This window comes from Rhodovastum atsumiense (assembly GCF_937425535.1).
Classification (GTDB): domain Bacteria; phylum Pseudomonadota; class Alphaproteobacteria; order Acetobacterales; family Acetobacteraceae; genus Rhodovastum; species Rhodovastum atsumiense.
The window spans coordinates 977,026-995,836 of the sequence record NZ_OW485601.1; the positions used below are offsets into that span (position 1 = coordinate 977,026).

The window sequence follows — 18,811 nt, forward strand, 5'->3', positions numbered from 1 at the left end:
TCCCTCCCCCCGCCGGGGCGGGGGCAAGGATCATGCCTTTTCGACGAAGCGGTCGAGAATGCGCTTGGCGCCCGCCTTGTCGAAGGCGACATCAAGCTTGTCGTCCTCCGCCCGGGTCACCGTGCCGTAGCCGAATTTCTGGTGGAAGACGCGCATGCCCACCGTGATCGCGTCGGTGCGCGCCGGGCGGGCGGGCTGTTCCCAGACCTCGATGGTGCGCGGGCGGCGGGCCACCATGGGGGACGGACCGGCGAAGGCGGGGGGCGCGGTCAGGCGGCGTTCGCGCTGCAGCGCCGCCGAGCCGACCCGCTCCACCTCGCTGTCGGGCAGTTCCTCGATGAAGCGGCTGGGAATGCTGCTCTGCCAGTTGGCGTAGATGCGGCGGTTGGCGGCGTGGCTGATGATGGCGCGGCGGCGGGCGCGGGTGATGCCGACATAGGCGAGCCGCCGCTCCTCCTCGAGCCCCTTGGCGCCGTTCTCGTCCATGGTGCGCTGGCTCGGGAACAGCCCTTCCTCCCAGCCCGGCAGGAACACGGTGTCGAATTCCAGCCCCTTGGCGGCATGCAGCGTCATCAGGCTGACGCGCTCGCCCTCGGCGTTCTCCTCGTTCTCCATCACCAGCGAGACATGGTCGAGGAAGCCGGCGAGCGTCTCGAAATCGGCGAGCGCGCGGACCAGTTCCTTCAAGTTCTCCAGCCGTCCCGGCGCCTCGGGCGACTTGTCCTGCTTCCACATCTCAGTGTAGCCGCTCTCGTCCAGCATGGTCGCGAGCGTGACGACGTGGCCTTCCCGCTCCAGCTTCTCGCGCCAGCGGGCGAAGCCCTGCAGCAGCTCGCGCACCGAGTCGCGGGCCTTGCCGCGCAACTGGCCCCCCTCGGCGGCAAGCGAGGCGGCGACGGAGAGCGGCACCTGCTGCCCGCGCGCGATCTCGTGCAGGGCCCGCAGCGCCTGCTCGCCGAGGCCACGGCGCGGCACGTTGACGATGCGCTCGAAGGCCAGGTCGTCGGCCGGCTGGTGCAGCACCCGCATATAGGCGATGGCGTCGCGAATCTCCTGGCGCTCGTAGAAGCGCAGGCCGCCCACGACGCGATAGGGCACGCCGAGCGTGATCAGGCGTTCCTCGAAGGCGCGGGTCTGGAAGCCCGCGCGCACCAGCACCGCCATCTCGGCCGGCGAGTCGCCGGCGCGGCGCAGCTTCTCGATGCGGTCGCCGACCATGCGGGCCTCTTCGTCGGAATCCCACAGGCTGACGATGCTGATGCGCTCGCCGCCGGCCTCGGCGCGGCCGGGGCGCAGCGTCTTGCCGAGGCGATCCTCGTTATGGGCGATCAGCGCCGAGGCGGCGGCAAGGATCGGCGCGGTGGAGCGGTAATTGCTTTCCAGCCGCACGATGCGGGCGCCGGGGAAATCCTTCTCGAAGCGGAGGATGTTCTCCACCTCGGCGCCACGCCAGGAATAGATCGACTGGTCGTCATCCCCCACGCAGCAGATGTTGCGGTGGCCCTGCGCCAGCAGCCGCAGCCACAAATACTGCACGAGATTGGTGTCCTGGTACTCGTCGACCAGGATGTAGCGGAAGGCCCGGTGGTACTGCGCCAGCACCTCGGGATGGCCGCGCAGGATCTCGGTCACATGCAGCAGCAGGTCGCCGAAATCGGCGGCGTTCAGCGTGCGCAGCCGCTCCTGGTAGGCGACATAGAGCGCGCGGGCCCGGCCATTGGCGAAATCGGTGTCCTCGGCCGCGGTCACGCGGGCGGGCGGCAGGCCCTTGTCCTTCCAGCGCTGGATCATCGCCATCAGGGCCGGCGGCGCCCAGCGCTTGGTGTCGATGCGCCCGGCCTCCATCACCTGCTTGAGCAGCCGCAACTGGTCGTCGGCGTCGAGGATGTTGAAGCTGGAGGTCAGCCCGACCAGTTCGGCGTGCCGGCGCAGCATGCGCGCGCACAGGGCATGGAAGGTGCCGAGCCACAACCCCTCGGCGGGGCGGCCGAGCATGGCGGAGACGCGCTCGCGCATCTCGCGGGCGGCCTTGTTGGTGAAGGTGACGGCCAGCACCTGCCCGGGAAAAGCGCGCCCGGTCAGCAGGATATGGGCGAACCGCGTGGTCAGCACGCGGGTCTTGCCGGTGCCGGCGCCGGCCAGCACCAGCAGCGGCCCGTCGACCGTCTCCACGGCCTCGCGCTGCTCGGGATTGAGGCGGGTGAGGTAGTCGGTCATGCGTCGGGTATAGAACGGGGGGAGACCCCGGCCAACCGGCTCACCCGGCGGCCGGCCGGGCGTGCGCGCCCAGGATATGGGCGATGGCGTAGACCAGGTCGGGACGGTTCAGCGTGTAGAAATGGAACTCGTCCACGCCGTTGGCCTGCAGCAGCCGCACCAGCTCGGCCGCCACCACTACCGCGACCATGCGACGGGTCTCCGCATCCTCCTCCAGCCCCGCGAACAGATGGCCGAGCCAGGCCGGCACCCTGGCGCCGCACATGGCCGAGAATTTCACGGCCTGGGCGAAGTTGGACACCGGCATGATGCCGGGCACGATCGGCGCGGTGATGCCGGCGGCGAGGCAGCGGTCGATGAAGCGCAGATAGGTCTCCGCCTCGAAAAAATACTGCGTGATGGCGCGGTTCGCCCCCGCGTCCAGCTTGCGCCGGAGGTTGTCCAGGTCCGCCTGCGGCGAGGCGGCGGCCGGATGCATCTCGGGATAGGCCGCCACCGAGATCTCGAAATCGGCGATGCGCTTCAGCCCGGCCACCAGGTCGGCGGCGTAGGCATAGCCCTGCGGATGCGGCTGGTAGGCGCCGCCGCCCGGCACGTCGCCACGCAGCGCCACGATATGGCGGATTCCCGCATCCCAGTAGGCGCGGGCCACGTCGTCCACCTCGCCGCGGGAGGCGCCCACGCAGGTCAGGTGCGCGGCGGGGGTCAGGCTGGTCTCCCGCACGATGCGCGCCACGGTGGCGTGGGTGCGTTCCTGCGTCGAGCCGCCGGCGCCGTAGGTAACCGAGACGAAGCGCGGCGCCAGCGGCTCCAGCCGGCGGATGCAGGCCCAGAGCTGCTGCTCCAGCGCCTCGGTGCGGGGGGGGAAGAATTCGAAGGACAGGGCCGGGGCGGGCTGGCTGCCATCGCGCGCCGGCAAGGCGCTGAATCGGGGACCGGTGAGCCAGCGCTCGAGGGGGGCCGGGGTATCGTTCATGTCCGTCCTTGCCGGGCTGCGGAGTGGCACAGAAAGCGGCCGGAGCAACTTTCGGTTTACATCGCCGTTGCCGCCGCTGAATGGTTGCGTAACCGAGAGGCGCTGGTAGGAATCGCTTCTGCGGGGACCGTTTTGCCAACCGTGTTCCGCGGGAGCAAGCAGCGCCGTTCTGCGGCTGGACCCCCGGGCCGGGCGGAGCGTATGTGTGGAAGTACCTTATCTCCCTGGTCTGTCGCCCAGGCGACCCCCCCTTCGAGGAGCCCAATGCGCGCCCTTCCCCACCTGTCCCTTCTGGCCGCAGTGATCCTGTCGGGCGGGCTGCTGGCCGGTTGCGCCCAGAAGCCCCCGGCCGACGATCCCGAAGCGGTGGCGGAATTCAACGAGACCAATGATCCGCTGGAGCCGACCAACCGCGTCTTCTACGCGGTGAACAACGGCCTCGACACCGTGATCCTGCGCCCGCTCGCCCTGGGCTACCGCTATGTCGTGCCCGAGGTGGTCCGCACCCATACCCGCAACGTGCTGTCCAACATCAGCTCCCCGGTGACCCTGTTCAACGACATGTTGCAGGCCAGGCCGCGGCGGGCCGGCGACACGCTGATGCGCTTCCTGGTGAACACGACCGCCGGCGTGGGCGGCGTGTTCGATGTCGCAACCGACTGGGGCTGGCCGGCGCACGACTCCGACGCCGGCATGACGCTGGCGATGTGGGGTCTGCCGGAGGGCCCCTTCCTGTTCCTGCCGGTGCTCGGGCCGTCGAGCCCGCGCGACGCGACGGGCTTCGGCGCCGACCTGGTGATGGATCCCACCTTCTGGGTCGGCCGGGGCGACGTCGTCACCGCGCTCGGCTGGACGCGGTTCTCGCTGAACGCGATCGACACCCGGGCGTCGGTGCTGGATGATCTCGACAAGATCAAGGCCCAGGCCCTCGATCCCTATGCGACCTTCCGCAGCCTTTACCGGCAGCACCGGCAATCCCAGATCGAGGACGCGCGCGCGGACGAGCGGGCCACCGTGCCGGCCTGGTTCCAGCAACCGTCCAAGCAGTAAGTCCACCGGACCGCAGAACGGGGCCCCTTCCATGCTGATGCGACGCACCTTGATTCTCTCTGCCATGGCCGCCACCGCGGCCCTGGCCCTTCCCCCCCGACAGGCCGGGGCCCAAAGCCCGGATCGCGCCACCGCCTTCATCGAGCGGACCGCGGCCGAGCTGCAGACCGTGGTGAATGGCCCCGGCAGTCAGGCCGAGAAACAGGCGAAGCTGCAGGCAATCGTCGACCGCACGGTCGACGTGAACGAAGTGGCCCGGTTTTGCCTCGGCCGCTTCTGGCGTACCGCCACCCCCGAGCAGCAGGCCGAGTACCTGGGGCTGTTCCGCCGCGTGCTGATGCTCAACATCACCGGCAAGATCGGCGAGTACCAGGGTGTCTCGGTCGTCGTCGGCAAGGCGATGCCGCGCGAGGGCGCGGTCGCGGTGAGCAGCACCGTCAACCGGCCGGGCAACGCACCGAGCAAGGTCGACTGGCTGGTCAACACCGACTCGAGCAATCCCAAGATCGTCGACGTGATCGCCGAGGGCACCAGCCTGCGGCTCACCCAGCGCAGCGACTACGCCGCCTATCTCGCCCGCAACAACAACAGCGTGAAGGCCCTGATCGACGCGCTGCGCCAGCAGGCCAGCCAGCAGGGCTGACCGGGATGCGGCTCGTCCGCACCCCGGTGCTGGAGATCGCCGCCCTCGAACAAGGACCATCGGACGGCGCGCCGGTGGTGCTGATGCACGGCTTCCCGAGCGACGTGCATGATTACGAGCAGGTCGTGCCGGCGCTGGCGGCGGCGGGATATCGCGTGCTGGTGCCCTGGCTACGGGGCTATGGCCCGACCCGGTTCCGCAACCCGGCAACGCCCCGCTCCGGGCAGCAGGCGGCCCTGGCGGCGGACCTGCTGGGCTTCCTGGACGCCCTGGAGATCAGCTCGGCCACCCTGGCCGGCTATGACTGGGGCGGTCGCGCCTGCTGCATCGTCGCCGCCCTGTGGCCTGAACGGGTGCGCGGCCTGGTGACGATCGGCGGCTACAACATCCAGGACATCGCCCGCGCCAACGAACCGGCACTGCCAACCCAGGAACTGCGCTACTGGTACCAGTGGTACCTGAACACCCCTCGGGGCGAAGCCGGGCTCACGGCCAACCGCCGGGAAATCGGGCGCCTGCTGTGGCGGATGTGGTCGCCCAACTGGGCCTTCGACGAGCCCACCCTCGCCCGCACGGCGGCAAGCTGGGACAACCCGGATTTCGTTGCGGTCTCGGTGCACTCCTATCGTCACCGCTACGGCGCGGCCGACGGCGATCCCGCGCTGGCGCCCATCGAGCGCCGCCTCGCGGCGCGGCCCCGCATCACCGTCCCCACCGTGGTGCTGGAAGGCGCGGCCGACGGCGCCATGCCGCCGACGGCCGAGGACCGGCACGCGCCGATGTTCACCGCGTCCTACCGCCGCGAGGTGTTGCCGCGGGTCGGCCATTTCCTGCCGCGCGAGGCACCGGAGGCGGTGGTGGCGGCGGTCGGGTCGCTGGGCGCGGCGGGATGACGGGCGGCATGCAACTGGCGCAGCGACAGCCATGCGGCGCGATGAAGGCGCGGAAATACACCTTGCCGTAGTGGTAGGTGAGCTCCTCGCCCGGAGCGATGGCGCGTCTGGCGAAGATGAAGATGCGCCGCCCGACCTGCCGGGCCTCGCAGTTCGGGCGGCAGGCGTGGTTGATGTAGCGGGCCAGGTTCTCCCGCCCCTTGGCGTCGATCACCCGCCGCTCATCGACCTGGAACAGGTAGCGTCCGCCACGGCGATCGGCCTCGTCGGGGGTGATGAACTCGCCGGTGTACTCGATGACCCGGCTGCCCCGGGCGAACGGAACCGTGGCAAACAGGCCGAGCCCGGCACGGGTGCGTCCACGGCGGAATTTCGCGGTCTTGTCGGTCGGCGGGGTCATGCGGGCGGAGACTCGTGCTGCGGATTCGCTCCGGGGCATGTCGGCACGCCCGCATCAGGCGATCAAGGATGCTCGATCGGCACGACCACCCATTGCGGCCGGTCGCCGCTTCGCACCAGCAGCAGCGCTTCCCGCCGCCCGGCCCCGCGCAGCCCGTCGAGCCGGGCCCGGACCTCGTCGGGCGTCGTCACCGGCTGATCCCCCACCCGCAGGATCACGTCGCCCGCGGCAATCCCGGCATCCGCGGCGACGCTGTTGGCGGCGACGGCGGTGACCAGCACGCCCTTGCCGGCCATGGTCGGCGGCCCGGCGGCCACGGCCGCCGGATCCCGCACCGCGAACCTCAGGCCGAGATCGGACGCATGCATGCGCGGGCCACGATCGACGCCGGCAGGCGGACCGGCAGGGTCGAAGGGCACCTCGGCGGGCCAGGACGCGACAGCGATGTCGAAGGAGCGGACCTGGCCGGCCCGCCAGAGCCGCACCGTCGCGGAACTGCCCGGCGCAGTGCGGCTGATGGCGCGCAACAGGGCGCGCACATCCCGGCTCGGGCGCGGGCCGAACTGCAGGATCACGTCACCTTCCTGCACGCCGGCCCGGGCGGCGGGGCCGCCGGGCCAGACGGAGGTGACGATGCCCCCCTCGGTGCCGCCGAGGCCGAGCGCCGCCGCCAAGGGCGGCGTCAGTTGCTGCACCCGCACGCCCACCCAGCCGACCTGCCAGCGGCCGAAGCGACGCATCTGGTCGATCACGAAGGCGGCGTCATTGGCGGGAATGGCCAGGCCGAGCCCGATCGAGGCCCCCACCGACGGCGGCGAGACCAGGGCCCAGTTCACCCCGATCACCTCGCCGCGCAGATTGAACAGCGGGCCGCCGGAATTGCCGTGATTGATCGCCGCGTCGGTCTGGATGAAGTCGTCGATCATGGTCTTGTTGACGTCACGGTTGACCGCGCTGACCACGCCCACGGTCACCGTGTCCGACAGGTCGAGCGGATTGCCGATCGCCACCACCGTCTCGCCGGTGCGGATCGCGTCGCTGTCGCCGAAGCGGACGAAGCCCAGCTCCCGCCCGGCCTCGATCTTCAGCAGCGCCAGGTCGGGACGCTCGCTGGTGGCGAGCACCGTCGCATCCAGGGGCGTGGCATCGATCAGCGTCACCGTGACCTTGTAGGCCCCCGCCACGACATGCCGGTTGGTGACGACATGGCCGGCCGGGTCGATGATGAACCCCGAGCCGAATTCCCGGACCGGCCGGGCCATCGCCTCGGCGCCCTGGGCGACATGCCCCCCCGGGGAAGCGGGCTGCTTGAGCACGGAGATGCTGACCACGGCGGGCAGCAGCGGAGCGATGATGTCGGGAAGGTCCGGCGGCCGGTTGCCCGGATCGCCCGGCGCGGCGAAGGCGGCCGGCGACAGGAGGAACAGCAGCGCCATGCCGAAACTCCGCCAGGGGGCGCCGCGCCGGCCGGTGCCGGCCATGTCCTTGGCAGGAGTGGTGCTTGCGTCGGCCTTCGCCAGATCGCCGGACATCGTGGCTCCCCTCGGCTTTTTTGGAGCGCCTACGATGCGTCTTCGGGCGAGGGGCAGCAATTCCGACACCCCCGGCGCCGTTTCGGGCGGGGGTCAAAACGAAAGGAGCGCCCGCCGGGCGCTCCTTCATCCACCGACGCGCCGCTCAGTGCTGCACGGGCGCGGGGGTGGTCTTGTGGCTCTTCGCCTTGGTGCGGGTGGCCTTGCTCTTGTGGGCCTTCTTCTTGGCCGGCGCGGCCTGGGTGTCCTGGGCGCCGGCGGCCGGAGCGGCCGAGCTGCCGAGGTCCTGCGTGGGAGCAGCAGCCTGCGCCATCAGCGTGCCCGCGGCCGGCGAGGCCGCAAAGCCCGGCAGCGACAGGCCGAGAAACAGAATCGACGCCAGGGAGAGAGTGCCGAGTCTCATATGGGGTATCTCCAGTTGGTTCTCTTGAGTCGGTGTCATGCGACAACAGGGACCCGGCGCCTCGCCGCCCGGCCTGCTCCCCCGACTCGTCCTTCGAGAGGGGACCGATTCAGACGGATACATCCTGTTACAGTTACTTGCAAAGCACTCGCGCAAGCCACACCCGTGCGGGTTTCACCTTAGTGCCACGAGTCGCACCGGCCTTTCCCGCACGATCCAGAGAATGGCATTCTGCCGCAGCCGCCGGCCCCAGGCCGCCGCGGCCTTCCCGCCGCACCCGAACACCAGCAGGCTGCGCTCCGGGGGCCAGTCGCCGGCATCGCCCCGCCCCTCGGCCGGGAAACTCCGCAATCCTGCTTTGCGAAGATCGGCTGCCAAACGCCGATGAGCGCGATCATTGATCCGGGCCGGCCGCAGGCGACCGAATGGATTCCAGGCCGTAATGAAAGCCGCCTGCCGATGCACGCCCCAGGGAAGCGCGGGCGGGCGGGCGCCGATTCGCAGCACCCGCTCACGCCCCCGCAGGAACACGACATAGGCGGTCGCCTCGTAGGCCGCGCGCAGCGACCTCGTGGCGACGAACCGCGTCACTCCTGCACGCTCTCGAACACCAGCATCGGCACCCCGGCCCGGTCGAAGCTTTCGCACTGGCGCATGCCGATGCTGCCCAGCACCTGGCGGGACCCGATATTGTCGGCGCGCGCCACCGCCACGATGCGGCGCAGCCCCGCCCGGTCATGGGCGAACCGCAGCGCCGCCCCGGCCGCCTCGGCGGCATAGCCGTTGCCCTGCTCGTGCGCGAAGAAGGCGAAGCGCAGCGCAATCCCCCGCCCGTCCGGGCGATCCATGAATCCGGTGATGCCCAGGAAAGCACCGCTGACCGCATGACGCACCGCCCAGATGCCGACACCGCAGCGGCCCCAGAAGACGATCTCCTCACCCAGTTCCTCGGTGGTGCGCTGCGGCGTGCGCACGCCCCCCAGCATCACCGCAAACACGCGCGGATCGCCCTTCAGCGCCTGCAGGGCGGGCAGGTCCGGCAAGGCAACGGGGCGCATCACCAGACGGCCGGTGCGGACGATCCAGGCCGGGTTCATGAGAGGGACCGGCAAAGGCACGCGCTGCGGTGGCCTTGCGTCATATTTCGATGCAGCAACGTCACGGGAGGGGCGGCACCCCGCTCAGACCATCATTCGGCCCGCTTCGCGGGCCGCTCGCCAGGAGGCTTCGCCTCCTGGACCTCCACCAAGGGCCATAAGGCCCTTGGATCCCGTTCGTTTTCCGAACGTCAGGCCTAACGCTGCAGCGGACGGTACTTGATGCGATGGGGCTCGGTGGCATCGGCCCCGAGACGGCGGCGCTTATCTTCCTCATAGGCCTGGAAATTGCCCTCGAACCATTCGACGTGGCTGTCGCCCTCGAAGGCCAGGATATGCGTCGCCAGGCGATCGAGGAACCAGCGATCGTGGCTGATGATCACGGCACAGCCGGCGAACTCGGTCAGCGCATCCTCGAGCGCACGCAGCGTGTCCACGTCCAGGTCGTTGGTCGGCTCGTCGAGCAGGATGACGTTGTGCTCGGCCTTCAGCATCTTGGCCAGGTGCACGCGGTTGCGCTCGCCACCCGAAAGGATGCCGACCTTCTTCTGCTGGTCGGAGCCCTTGAAGTTGAACGCCCCGACATAGGCGCGCGACGGCACCGCCCGCTTGCCCAGGTAGATCACGTCGGTGCCGCCGCTGATCTCCTCCCAGACGGTCTTGTTGGCATCGAGACTGTCACGCGACTGGTCGACATAGCCGAGCCGGACCGTCTCGCCGATGCGCAGCGACCCGGCATCGGGCTGCTCCTGGCCGGTGATCATGCGGAACAGCGTGGTCTTGCCGGCGCCGTTCGGCCCGATCACGCCGACGATGCCGCCGGGCGGCAGCTTGAAGGACAGGCCGTCGATGAGCATGCGGTCGTTATAGCCCTTGGCCAGGTCCTCGGCCTCGATGACCACGTTGCCCAGCCGGGGGCCCGGCGTGATGACGATCTCGGCGACGCCGGCGGCCTGCTCCTGGCTCTGCTGCAGCAATTCCTCGTAGCGCTGGATGCGGGCGCGGTTCTTGGTCTGGCGGGCCCGCGCGGAGGTGCCGATCCACTCCTGCTCGGCGGCCAGGGCCCGCATGCGCGCGGTTTCCTCCTTCTCCTCCTGGGCGAGGCGCTTGCGCTTCTGGTCGAGCCAGGAAGAGTAGTTGCCCTCGAACGGATAACCGCGGCCGCGCTCGATCTCGAGGATCCAGTTGGTGACGTTCTCGAGGAAGTAGCGGTCATGGGTGACCACCAGCACGGTGCCCGCATACTCGCGCAGCGTCTTTTCCAGCCACGCGACCGATTCGGCGTCGAGGTGGTTGGTCGGCTCGTCGAGCAGCAGCAGGTCGGGCTTTTCCAGCAACAGGCGGCAGAGCGCGACCCGGCGGCGCTCGCCGCCCGAGAGATTGGTGACCTTGGTGTCGGGCGCCGGGCAGCGCAGCGCGTCCAGCGCGATCTCGATGCGGCGGTCGAGCTCCCAGCCGTCCTCGTGGTCGATCTTCTCCTGCAGCTCGGCCTGCTCGGCCAGCAGGGTGTTCATCTCCTCGTCGCTCATCGGCTCGGCGAAGCGGTTGGAGATCTCGTTGAACCGCTCGATGGCCGCCTTGAGCGACCCGAACGCCTCCAGGACGTTTTCGGCGACGGTCTTGTCCGGGTCGAGCCGCGGTTCCTGCGGCAGGTAGCCGACCCGCGCCCCTTCCGCGGCCCAGGCCTCGCCGCCGAATTCGGTCTCGATCCCGGCCATGATCTTGAGCAGGGTGGACTTGCCGGCGCCGTTGACGCCGAGCACGCCGATCTTCACGCCGGGCAGGAACGAAAGGGTGATGCCCTTGAAGACCTCCCGGCCGCCGGGGAAGGCCTTGGTCAGGTCTTTCATCACATAGACGTACTGGTAGCTGGCCATCGGCTGGCTCCCTTCCGGGCGGGCTTTGGACGTTGGGGGATCTGGCCGATGTTCTAGGGGGCGTGAGGCCGCTGTGCAAATGCCGCGGACGGGAAGCGGCCGCCTGCGCCCGGCAGGGCTCGAACCTGCGACCAAGCCGTTATGAGCGGCCCGCTCTGACCAACTGAGCTACAGGCGCGCGGCCCGCGTATCATCGACCAGCCGCGCGCGTTGCGCAACCAGGAGAGCGCGCCGGGCAGCCCCCTCCCCTTGCCGCCGCTCCGCGGCGACACCTATGCTGCCCTTTAACTGGCCGGAAACTCGGCCAATGGGGGGATGCATTTGTCATGCAGGAAGTACAATTTCGATTTTCCGTCGAGGACTTACAGCTTTTCTCCACCGTGACCGCGGAGGCGCGCCATGGCTGAGTCCCCGGCCCTGCGCCATCCCGTCGAGCCGCTGGAACGCGAGACCATCCATCGCATCGCCTGGCGGCTGATCCCCTTGCTGATGCTGGGGTATTTCTGCGCCTACCTGGACCGGGTGAATGTCGGCTTCGCCGGGCTGACGATGAACCGGGACCTCGGCTTCTCCGCCACGGTCTTCGGCTTCGGCGCCGGCATCTTCTTCATCGGCTACTTCCTGGCCGAATTGCCGAGCAACCTGATCCTCAACCGGGTCGGCGCGCGGGTCTGGATCGCGCGCATCCTGTTCACCTGGGGCATCCTGTCCGGCCTGACCGCCTTCGTCTGGGACGCCTGGAGCTTCTATATCGTCCGCTTCCTGGTCGGCGTGGCCGAGGCGGGCTTCTACCCGGGCGTGGTGCTGTATCTCACCTGGTGGTTCCCCTCGTCCTACCGGACACGAATGATGGCGCTGTTCCAGTCGGCCAGCGTGATCTCGCTCATCATCGGGCCGATCATCTCGGCGGAATTGCTGAAGCTCGACGGGGTCTCCGGCCTGCATGGCTGGCAATGGCTGTTCCTGGCCGAGGCCGTGCCGCCTCTGGTCATGTGCGTGGTGACGCTGCTGCTGCTGACCGACCGGCCGCGACACGCGACCTGGCTGCGACCGGACCAGCGCGACTGGCTGGATGGGCGGCTGCAGGCCGAGCGGGCGCAGCGCGAATCGATCCACCGCTACGAACTTGGCGAAGCGTTGCGCAACCCGCGCGTATGGTGGCTGACCCTGGTCTATTTCGGCCAGAACGTCTCCAATTACGGCCTGCTGATCTTCCTGCCGCAAATTGTGAAGTCCTTCGGCGTCTCCACCACGATGACCGGGGTGCTCAGCGCCCTCCCCTTTGTGTTCGCAGCCGTGGCGATGCTCTACTGGGGGTGGCATTCCGACCGGACCGGCGAGCGCACCTATCACGTCGCCGGCGCCTGCCTGCTTTGCGCGGCCGGTCTGGCAGCCTGCGTCTTCATCGGCTTCGAGCGGCCCGCTTTGATGATGGTCGCCCTGATCCTGGCCGCGATGGGCCAGCAAAGCATCGCGCCGACCTTCTGGTCGATGCCCACGGCGCTGCTGTCCGGCACCGCGGCGGCAGGGGGGATCGCGCTGATCAATTCGGTCGGCAATCTCGGCGGATTTGTCGGCCCTTACGCCTTCGGTCTGGTCAGGGACGCCACCGCGAGCGACACGATTGCCCTGCTCTGCCTCGCCGCCGCCCCGGTGGTCTCGGCGATCGTGCTGGTCTCGCTTGGCCATGATCGCCGGCTGGAGCGGATTCCCTCGCAGGCCGCCATCGCCGAATAGGGATCGGATCGGGACCGGCACCCGGAACAACTCGGAACGGACCGGGAACGTACCCTACGCGCGGGTGGGTTCCCGGTCGGTTGCCTGCCCATTGATGATCTGTCATATCCCGGCGCCGACCGGGCCCGGGGGAGCGGCGGGCGGTCCCGCGCGCAAACGGCTCGGCCGGACAACGTGTGGGAGACGCTGCAGTGATGTTTCTCGCCTACCTCCTGGTCATCGCCTGCGGAGCGGTAGCGCTGTACTATGGGTACAGCACCAGCCGGCAGGTTCTGGCCGCCGACGCGGGATCCTCGCGTATGCAGGAGATCGCGGGCGCGGTTCAGGAAGGCGCCCGCGCCTACCTGAACCGACAATACACCACCATCGCCATCGTCGGCGTGGTCATTCTTGTTCTGCTGGCGTTCACGCTGGGCATCCACGTGGGCATCGGCTTCCTGATCGGCGCCCTGCTGTCGGGTGCGGCCGGCTATGTCGGCATGAACGTGTCCGTGCGGGCCAATGTGCGCACGGCACAGGCCGCGCGGACCGGTCTGGCGGCGGGCCTGGACATCGCCTTCAAGGCGGGCGCCATCACCGGCATGCTGGTGGTCGGGCTTGGCCTGCTCGGCGTGGCCGGCTACTACGCGATCCTGCGCACGGCCGGCGTCGACCTGAACTCCGTGATGGAGGCGATGGTCGCGCTGTCCTTCGGCGGCTCGCTGATCTCCATCTTCGCCCGTCTCGGCGGCGGCATCTTCACCAAGGGCGCGGACGTGGGTGCGGACCTGGTGGGCAAGGTCGAGGCCGGCATTCCCGAGGACGACCCCCGCAACCCCGCCGTGATCGCCGACAACGTGGGCGACAACGTGGGCGACTGCGCCGGCATGGCCGCCGACCTGTTCGAGACCTACGCGGTCACGATCGTCGCCACCATGCTGCTGGGCAACATCTACTTCGCCGCGGCCGACAAGGACGTCATGCTGCTGCTGCCGCTGCTGATCGGCGGCGTCTGCATCCTGACCTCGGTGGTGGGCACCCGCTTCGTCAAGCTGGGCGCCGACAACAACATCATGCGCGCCCTCTACAAGGGCCTGATCGTCACCGGGGCGCTGTCGGTGGTCGGCATCGCCGTGATCATCGCCATCCTGTGCGGCATCACCAGGCCGATCGCCATCGGCACGACCGGCGCCGCCATCACCGGGTTCGGGCTGTTCGAGTGCGCCATCATCGGCCTGGTCGTGACCGGCCTGCTGGTGTGGATCACCGAATACTACACCTCCACCGAATACCGCCCGGTCCGCAGCATCGCGCGGTCCTCGACCACCGGCCACGGCACCAACGTGATCCAGGGCCTGGCCATCTCGATGGAAGCCACCGCCCTGCCGGTGCTGGTGATCTCCATCGGCATCGTGGCGTCCTACCTGGTGGCGGGCCTCTATGGCATCTCCATCGCGGCGACGACCATGCTCTCGCTGGCCGGCATGATCGTGGCGCTGGACGCCTATGGCCCGGTGACCGACAACGCCGGCGGCATCGCCGAGATGGCGGAACTGCCAAAGGAAGTGCGCCGGTTCACCGACGCGCTCGACGCGGTCGGCAACACCACCAAGGCCGTGACCAAGGGCTACGCCATCGGCTCGGCGGGCCTCGCCTCGCTGGTGCTGTTCGCCGCCTACACCGAGGATCTGACGCGCTACTTCCCGGGCGTGAAGGTCGACTTCGCGCTGCAGAATCCGTACGTGGTGGTCGGCCTGTTCATCGGCGGCCTGCTGCCCTACCTGTTCGGCGCCCTGGGCATGACCGCGGTCGGCCGCGCCGCCGGCTCGGTGGTGATCGAGGTTCGCCGGCAGTTCAAGGAAATCCCCGGCATCATGGAAGGCCGCGCCAAGCCTGACTACGGCCGCGCTGTCGACATGCTGACCAAGGCCGCGATCAAGGAGATGATCCTGCCGTCGCTGCTGCCGGTGCTCGCGCCGATCGTGCTGTTCTTCGCCGTCGACGCGGTGGGTGGACGCTCCGCGGCCTTCGCGGCGGTCGGCGCCATGCTGCTCGGCACCATCGTGACCGGCCTGTTCGTGGCGATCTCGATGACCTCCGGCGGCGGCGCCTGGGACAACGCCAAGAAGTACATCGAGGAAGGCAATCACGGCGGCAAGGGCTCGGACGCGCACAAGGCGGCCGTGACCGGCGACACCGTTGGCGATCCGTACAAGGACACCGCGGGACCCGCGGTGAACCCGATGATCAAGATCACCAACATCGTGGCGCTGCTGCTGCTCGCGGTGCTGGCCTCGCTGGCCTACTGAGAACGGCTGAAAAGCCACCTCGTGGATAACGGAACGGCCCCGGAGAGCGATCTCCGGGGCCGTTTCTTCAGGCGGACGGCGGGACGTCAGCCGAACTTGAACGCGACGCCGTAGCCACCGCGCGGATAGTTCCATTCCAGATCGCCGGTCTCGGCGGTCAGCACGCGGCAGGTGCCGCATTCCATGCAGCCGTCCGGCACCACCTCGACCTTGCCCTGCTCGGTGATGGCATAGCACCCGGCCGGACAGACATTGACCAGCGTCTTGAGCTCCGGCGTCGGCTCGCCCTGGTTCTTGATCTTCACATGCGGGCGGCCGGCATCGACCAGATAGCGGTTCTGGTAGAGCTTCTCCTCGATTCGTGGAGCCGGTGCCGCCTTCTTCCCCTTGGTGTCTTTTGCACTCATCGCCACGCCCTCGCAAATTTCATGGCATCCCCGATCAACCCGCCCAGGCCGCGTTCACGGCGCAGGCTTTTGACGATCTCCGCCTCCTTCGCCTTCTTCTCGACGCCGTCCACGCGGAACCAGGTCTGCGCCGCCTTGCTGAGCACGCGCGGATACAGGTCCAGGAGCTGCGGGTTGTTGTGCAGCAGATCCGGAATCTTCTTGTACTTGCGCAGGTCCTTCAGGACAAAGCTGTCCTCCAGCCGGCGCCGGTACTCGGCCAGGTTCTCCGCCGTGGTGTCCTCGCGGCGGCGCTTCAGCCACACGATGGTCTCGGCGGCGATGCGGCCCGAGGCCATCGCCAGGTTGGAGCCCTCGCGGTGCACGGCATTCACCAGATGCGCGGCGTCGCCCACCACGACCCAGCCATCGCCCAGGATCTCCGGCATGGCGTTGAAGCCGCCCTCGGGGATCAGGTGCGCGGCATATTCCTTCACCTCGGATCCGGCGATCAGCGGCGCCACCGAGGGATGCCGCTTGAAGGCATCCAGCAGGGCGTACGGCGTCATGCCGCTCCTGGCCAGGTCCTCGACGATGCAGCCAATGCCGATCGCGATCGACTCACGGTTGGTGTAGATGAAGCCGGTGCCCGTCATCCCCTTGGTGATGGTGCCCATCGCCTCGATGACCACGCCGGAATCGCCGGAGATGTTGAAGCGGCTTTCCACCGTCTCCTGCGGCAGGAAGTGCATTTCCTTCACCGCCAGCGCGACCGCCTTGGGCTTCAACTCCTCGCGCAGCCCGGCGCGCTGGCCGACCAGCCCGTTCACGCCTTCGGCCAACACCACCACGTTCGCCAGGATCGGCCCGCCCTGGCGGTCGGTCAGCACCCCGATCACCCGCCCCTTGCTGTCGCGCAGCAGTTCGGTGACCGTGGTCTCGGTCAGCACGGTGGCGCCCGCGTCCCGCACCCGCGAATTGAACCAGCGGTCGAACTGGCTGCGGATGATGGTGTAGCGGTTCGGCTTCTCCTCGTTGAAGTCGTCGGACCGGTAATGCATCCCGGTATGGGACGTGTCGTCCATCATCCAGATGCGCTGCTCGATGATGTGGCGTTCGAGCGGTGCATCCTCGCGGAAATCGGGGATGACCTTCTCCAGCGCGTCCGCGTACAGGATGGCGCCCTGCACGTTCTTGGCGCCCGAATACTCGCCGCGCTCGATCTGCAGCACATTGAGGCCGCCCTTCGCGAGCGTGTAGGCGGCCGAGTTGCCGGCCGGGCCGGCCCCCACGACGATGGCGTCGAAACGTTCGTCAGCCATGCGAACCTCCTTCAGCCGGCCAGGCGATTGACGGCGAGGCGCTTGCGGAACGCCTCGGTCAGGGCAGGAAGCAGTTCGATCGCGTCGGCGACGACGCCGACATGCGCAAAATCGAAGATCGGCGCCTGCGGATCGGTGTTGATCGCCACGATCAGGTCGGCACCCTCGACCCCGACGCGATGCTGGATCGCGCCGGAAATGCCGGCGGCGATATACAGCTTCGGCCGGATCGTCTTGCCGGTCTGGCCGATCTGCCGGTCAGCCGGCATCCAGCCCTTCTGCACCAGCGGGCGCGACCCGCCCCAGTCGCCGCCCAGCACCGAGGCCAGGGCACGGACATGCTGCATGTTCTCGGGCGACTTCAGGCCCAGCCCGCCGGCCACCACGATGTCCGCGTAAGCAAGCTGCGCCTTGTTGGAATCGCGGTCGGGCAGGAAGCGCAGCACCTTGGTGACGATGTCGTCTTCGCGCAGGGACACCCGGAACGGCACCGTGCGGCCCTTGCGACCGGGCTGGCGTGGCGGCATCGACATCACGCGCGGCCGGACGGTGGCCATCTGCGGACGCGTGTTCAGCGTGTAGATGGTGCAGAGCAACGAACCACCGAAGGTCGGGCGAGTGGCCGCGAGGCAGCGATCGTCGTCGATGGCCAGTTCGGTGCAGTCGGCGGTCAGGCCGGTCAGCAGCGTGGTGGCCACCGAGCCGGCGAGGTCACGGCCGAGCACCGTCGCGCCGAGCAGCAGGATCTCCGGCTTGAACTCGTTGACCATGTCGGTCAGGACACGGCTGTACGGGTCGTTGCGGTAATGCTCGAGCGCCGCATGGGTGGCGATATAGACCGCGTCGGCGCCGTGCTCCCACACTTCGGTGGAGGCCTCGGCCAGTGGCGCGCGTTCGCCGCCGATCAGCACGCCGGCGAGTTCCACGCCCAGCTTGTCGGCGAGCTTGCGGCCCTCGCCGAGCAGCTCGAGCGAAACCGGGTGGATCTCCCCGTGCTCGATCTCGATGAAGACCCAGACATTCTTGTAGCTGCGGAACCGCTCGGGCAGTTCCTTCTTCATGGCCGCCCGGCTGGCGGGGGCCGCAGCCGGCTTCGGTGCGTCGCTCATCGGTCCCTCCAGCCTCAGTACTGCGCGGCGGTGCGCACGAGCTCGGCTTCGAGGGCCGGCTGCGTGGCGAAGATCTTTTCGATCAGGTCGGCGGCGACGGCCTCGGGCTTGCGGTCCTTGACCTCGATCTGATCGGCCTTGACGGCGCGGGCCTGCGGGGCAAACACGCGCTTGACCACGGTGGGGGAGCCGCGCAGGCCGCAATTGGTGACGTCGGCGATGCCGGCCTGGGCAGCGTTCCAGACGGTGACCTCGGCGCGGGAGGCGCGCAACACGTCCTGCACGGTGCCGCGCCGGATCTCGTTGGTGCCTTCCAGCATCGTGATCAGCGCGGGCAGCTTCGTGGTCAGCTCCTGCACGCCGCCCTCGGCACGGCGGGACACGCGGATGGTGCCGCCCGCGAGGTCGAGATCGTGGATCGCCGAGACATAGGTGAGCTGATTCAGCCCCAGACGGCGGGCAATGCCGGGACCCACCTGGGCGGTATCGCCGTCGATGGTCTGCTTGCCGGTGAACACGATCTGCGCCTCGCCCCAGGTCTCGCCGATCTTCTTCACCGCCTGCGACAGCGCGTAGCTGGTCGCCAGCGTATCCGAACCGGCGAAGAAACGGTCGGTCAGCAGCACGGCGCGATTGGCACCGAAGCCGAGCGCCTTGCGCAGCGAGTCCTCGGCCATCGGGGGCCCCATGGTGAGGACCGTCACCTCGCCGCCGAACTTGTCGCGCAGGCGGAGCGCCTCTTCGACCGCGAACAAATCGTACGGGTTGATGATGGTGGGCACGCCCTGGCGCATGATGGTGTTGGTGACCGGATGCACGCGGATCTGCGCGCTGTCCGGAACCTGCTTGATGCAGACGACGATGTGCATGCCTGCCTCCTT

At 68.8% G+C, this 18,811-nt stretch carries 17 protein-coding genes and 1 tRNA gene; 5 read left to right on the forward strand and 13 right to left on the reverse strand.

Annotated features, from left to right (window positions below):
- Positions 1 to 30 precede the first annotated feature (30 nt).
- The gene (locus NBY65_RS04220) at positions 31 to 2,217 is read right to left on the reverse strand and encodes an ATP-dependent helicase (RefSeq protein ID WP_150039348.1); all 2,187 of its coding nucleotides are present in this window, start codon (positions 2,215 to 2,217) and stop codon (positions 31 to 33) included.
- A gap of 40 nt (positions 2,218 to 2,257) precedes the next feature.
- Positions 2,258 to 3,193 carry a methylenetetrahydrofolate reductase [NAD(P)H] gene (metF, locus tag NBY65_RS04225; protein WP_150039349.1) on the reverse strand — a complete coding sequence of 312 codons (936 nt, stop codon included), beginning with the start codon at positions 3,191 to 3,193 and terminating at the stop codon, positions 2,258 to 2,260.
- Between the two features lie 264 nt (positions 3,194 to 3,457).
- On the opposite strand from metF, the gene NBY65_RS04230 reads away from it, so the two are divergent.
- Genes NBY65_RS04230 through NBY65_RS04240 form a run of 3 tightly spaced genes read left to right on the forward strand, consistent with a single transcriptional unit; the run spans position 3,458 to position 5,779 of the window.
- Positions 3,458 to 4,243, forward strand: a complete 786-nt coding sequence (locus NBY65_RS04230; protein ID WP_162530422.1) for an MlaA family lipoprotein — start codon at positions 3,458 to 3,460, stop codon at positions 4,241 to 4,243.
- 31 nt (positions 4,244 to 4,274) lie between these two features.
- A complete protein-coding gene (locus tag NBY65_RS04235; RefSeq protein ID WP_162530423.1) occupies positions 4,275 to 4,886 on the forward strand; it encodes an MlaC/ttg2D family ABC transporter substrate-binding protein in 612 nt (203 codons plus the stop codon).
- Positions 4,887 to 4,891: 5 nt separating this feature from the next.
- Positions 4,892 to 5,779 carry an alpha/beta fold hydrolase gene (locus NBY65_RS04240; RefSeq protein ID WP_150039352.1) on the forward strand — a complete coding sequence of 296 codons (888 nt, stop codon included), beginning with the start codon at positions 4,892 to 4,894 and terminating at the stop codon, positions 5,777 to 5,779.
- Here the strand turns inward: NBY65_RS04240 and NBY65_RS04245 are convergent.
- From NBY65_RS04245 to NBY65_RS04275, 7 genes are all read right to left on the reverse strand, one after another.
- Positions 5,670 to 6,179, reverse strand: a complete 510-nt coding sequence (locus tag NBY65_RS04245; RefSeq protein ID WP_162530424.1) for an SET domain-containing protein — start codon at positions 6,177 to 6,179, stop codon at positions 5,670 to 5,672. The genes NBY65_RS04240 and NBY65_RS04245 overlap by 110 nt on opposite strands.
- A 62-nt stretch (positions 6,180 to 6,241) precedes the next feature.
- Positions 6,242 to 7,711, reverse strand: a complete 1,470-nt coding sequence (locus tag NBY65_RS04250; protein WP_150039354.1) for a trypsin-like peptidase domain-containing protein — start codon at positions 7,709 to 7,711, stop codon at positions 6,242 to 6,244.
- 145 nt (positions 7,712 to 7,856) lie between these two features.
- A complete protein-coding gene (locus NBY65_RS04255) occupies positions 7,857 to 8,114 on the reverse strand; it encodes a hypothetical protein (protein WP_150039355.1) in 258 nt (85 codons plus the stop codon).
- Positions 8,115 to 8,288: 174 nt separating this feature from the next.
- Complete coding sequence (locus tag NBY65_RS04260; RefSeq protein WP_162530425.1) at positions 8,289 to 8,705, reverse strand: DUF3293 domain-containing protein; 417 nt, start codon at positions 8,703 to 8,705, stop codon at positions 8,289 to 8,291.
- The gene (locus NBY65_RS04265; protein ID WP_239002676.1) at positions 8,702 to 9,211 is read right to left on the reverse strand and encodes a GNAT family N-acetyltransferase; all 510 of its coding nucleotides are present in this window, start codon (positions 9,209 to 9,211) and stop codon (positions 8,702 to 8,704) included. Before NBY65_RS04265 ends, NBY65_RS04260 begins: the two co-directional genes overlap by 4 nt.
- Positions 9,212 to 9,408: 197 nt before the next feature.
- Positions 9,409 to 11,088: an energy-dependent translational throttle protein EttA gene (gene ettA, locus NBY65_RS04270; RefSeq protein ID WP_150039357.1), complete on the reverse strand. Its 1,680-nt coding sequence runs from the start codon at positions 11,086 to 11,088 to the stop codon at positions 9,409 to 9,411.
- A gap of 104 nt (positions 11,089 to 11,192) precedes the next feature.
- A tRNA-Ile gene (locus NBY65_RS04275) sits at positions 11,193 to 11,266 on the reverse strand.
- Positions 11,267 to 11,487: 221 nt separating this feature from the next.
- On the opposite strand from NBY65_RS04275, the gene NBY65_RS04280 reads away from it, so the two are divergent.
- Both NBY65_RS04280 and NBY65_RS04285 read left to right on the forward strand, forming a co-directional pair.
- Positions 11,488 to 12,825 carry an MFS transporter gene (locus NBY65_RS04280; protein WP_150039358.1) on the forward strand — a complete coding sequence of 446 codons (1,338 nt, stop codon included), beginning with the start codon at positions 11,488 to 11,490 and terminating at the stop codon, positions 12,823 to 12,825.
- A gap of 194 nt (positions 12,826 to 13,019) precedes the next feature.
- Positions 13,020 to 15,113 carry a sodium-translocating pyrophosphatase gene (locus tag NBY65_RS04285; RefSeq protein WP_150039359.1) on the forward strand — a complete coding sequence of 698 codons (2,094 nt, stop codon included), beginning with the start codon at positions 13,020 to 13,022 and terminating at the stop codon, positions 15,111 to 15,113.
- 86 nt (positions 15,114 to 15,199) lie between these two features.
- On the opposite strand, the gene NBY65_RS04290 is transcribed toward NBY65_RS04285, so the two are convergent.
- From NBY65_RS04290 to NBY65_RS04305, 4 genes are read right to left on the reverse strand one after another with little or no spacing between them, the layout of a single operon-like run.
- Positions 15,200 to 15,520 carry a ferredoxin family protein gene (locus NBY65_RS04290; RefSeq protein ID WP_150039360.1) on the reverse strand — a complete coding sequence of 107 codons (321 nt, stop codon included), beginning with the start codon at positions 15,518 to 15,520 and terminating at the stop codon, positions 15,200 to 15,202.
- Positions 15,517 to 16,821 carry an FAD-dependent monooxygenase gene (locus NBY65_RS04295; protein ID WP_150039361.1) on the reverse strand — a complete coding sequence of 435 codons (1,305 nt, stop codon included), beginning with the start codon at positions 16,819 to 16,821 and terminating at the stop codon, positions 15,517 to 15,519. The genes NBY65_RS04290 and NBY65_RS04295 overlap by 4 nt, the downstream gene beginning before the upstream one ends.
- Positions 16,822 to 16,832: 11 nt before the next feature.
- On the reverse strand, positions 16,833 to 17,930 hold the full coding sequence (locus tag NBY65_RS04300; protein ID WP_150039362.1) for an electron transfer flavoprotein subunit alpha/FixB family protein: 1,098 nt from the start codon (positions 17,928 to 17,930) through the stop codon (positions 16,833 to 16,835).
- Positions 17,931 to 17,944: 14 nt separating this feature from the next.
- A complete protein-coding gene (locus NBY65_RS04305) occupies positions 17,945 to 18,799 on the reverse strand; it encodes an electron transfer flavoprotein subunit beta/FixA family protein (protein WP_150039363.1) in 855 nt (284 codons plus the stop codon).
- Positions 18,800 to 18,811 lie beyond the last annotated feature (12 nt).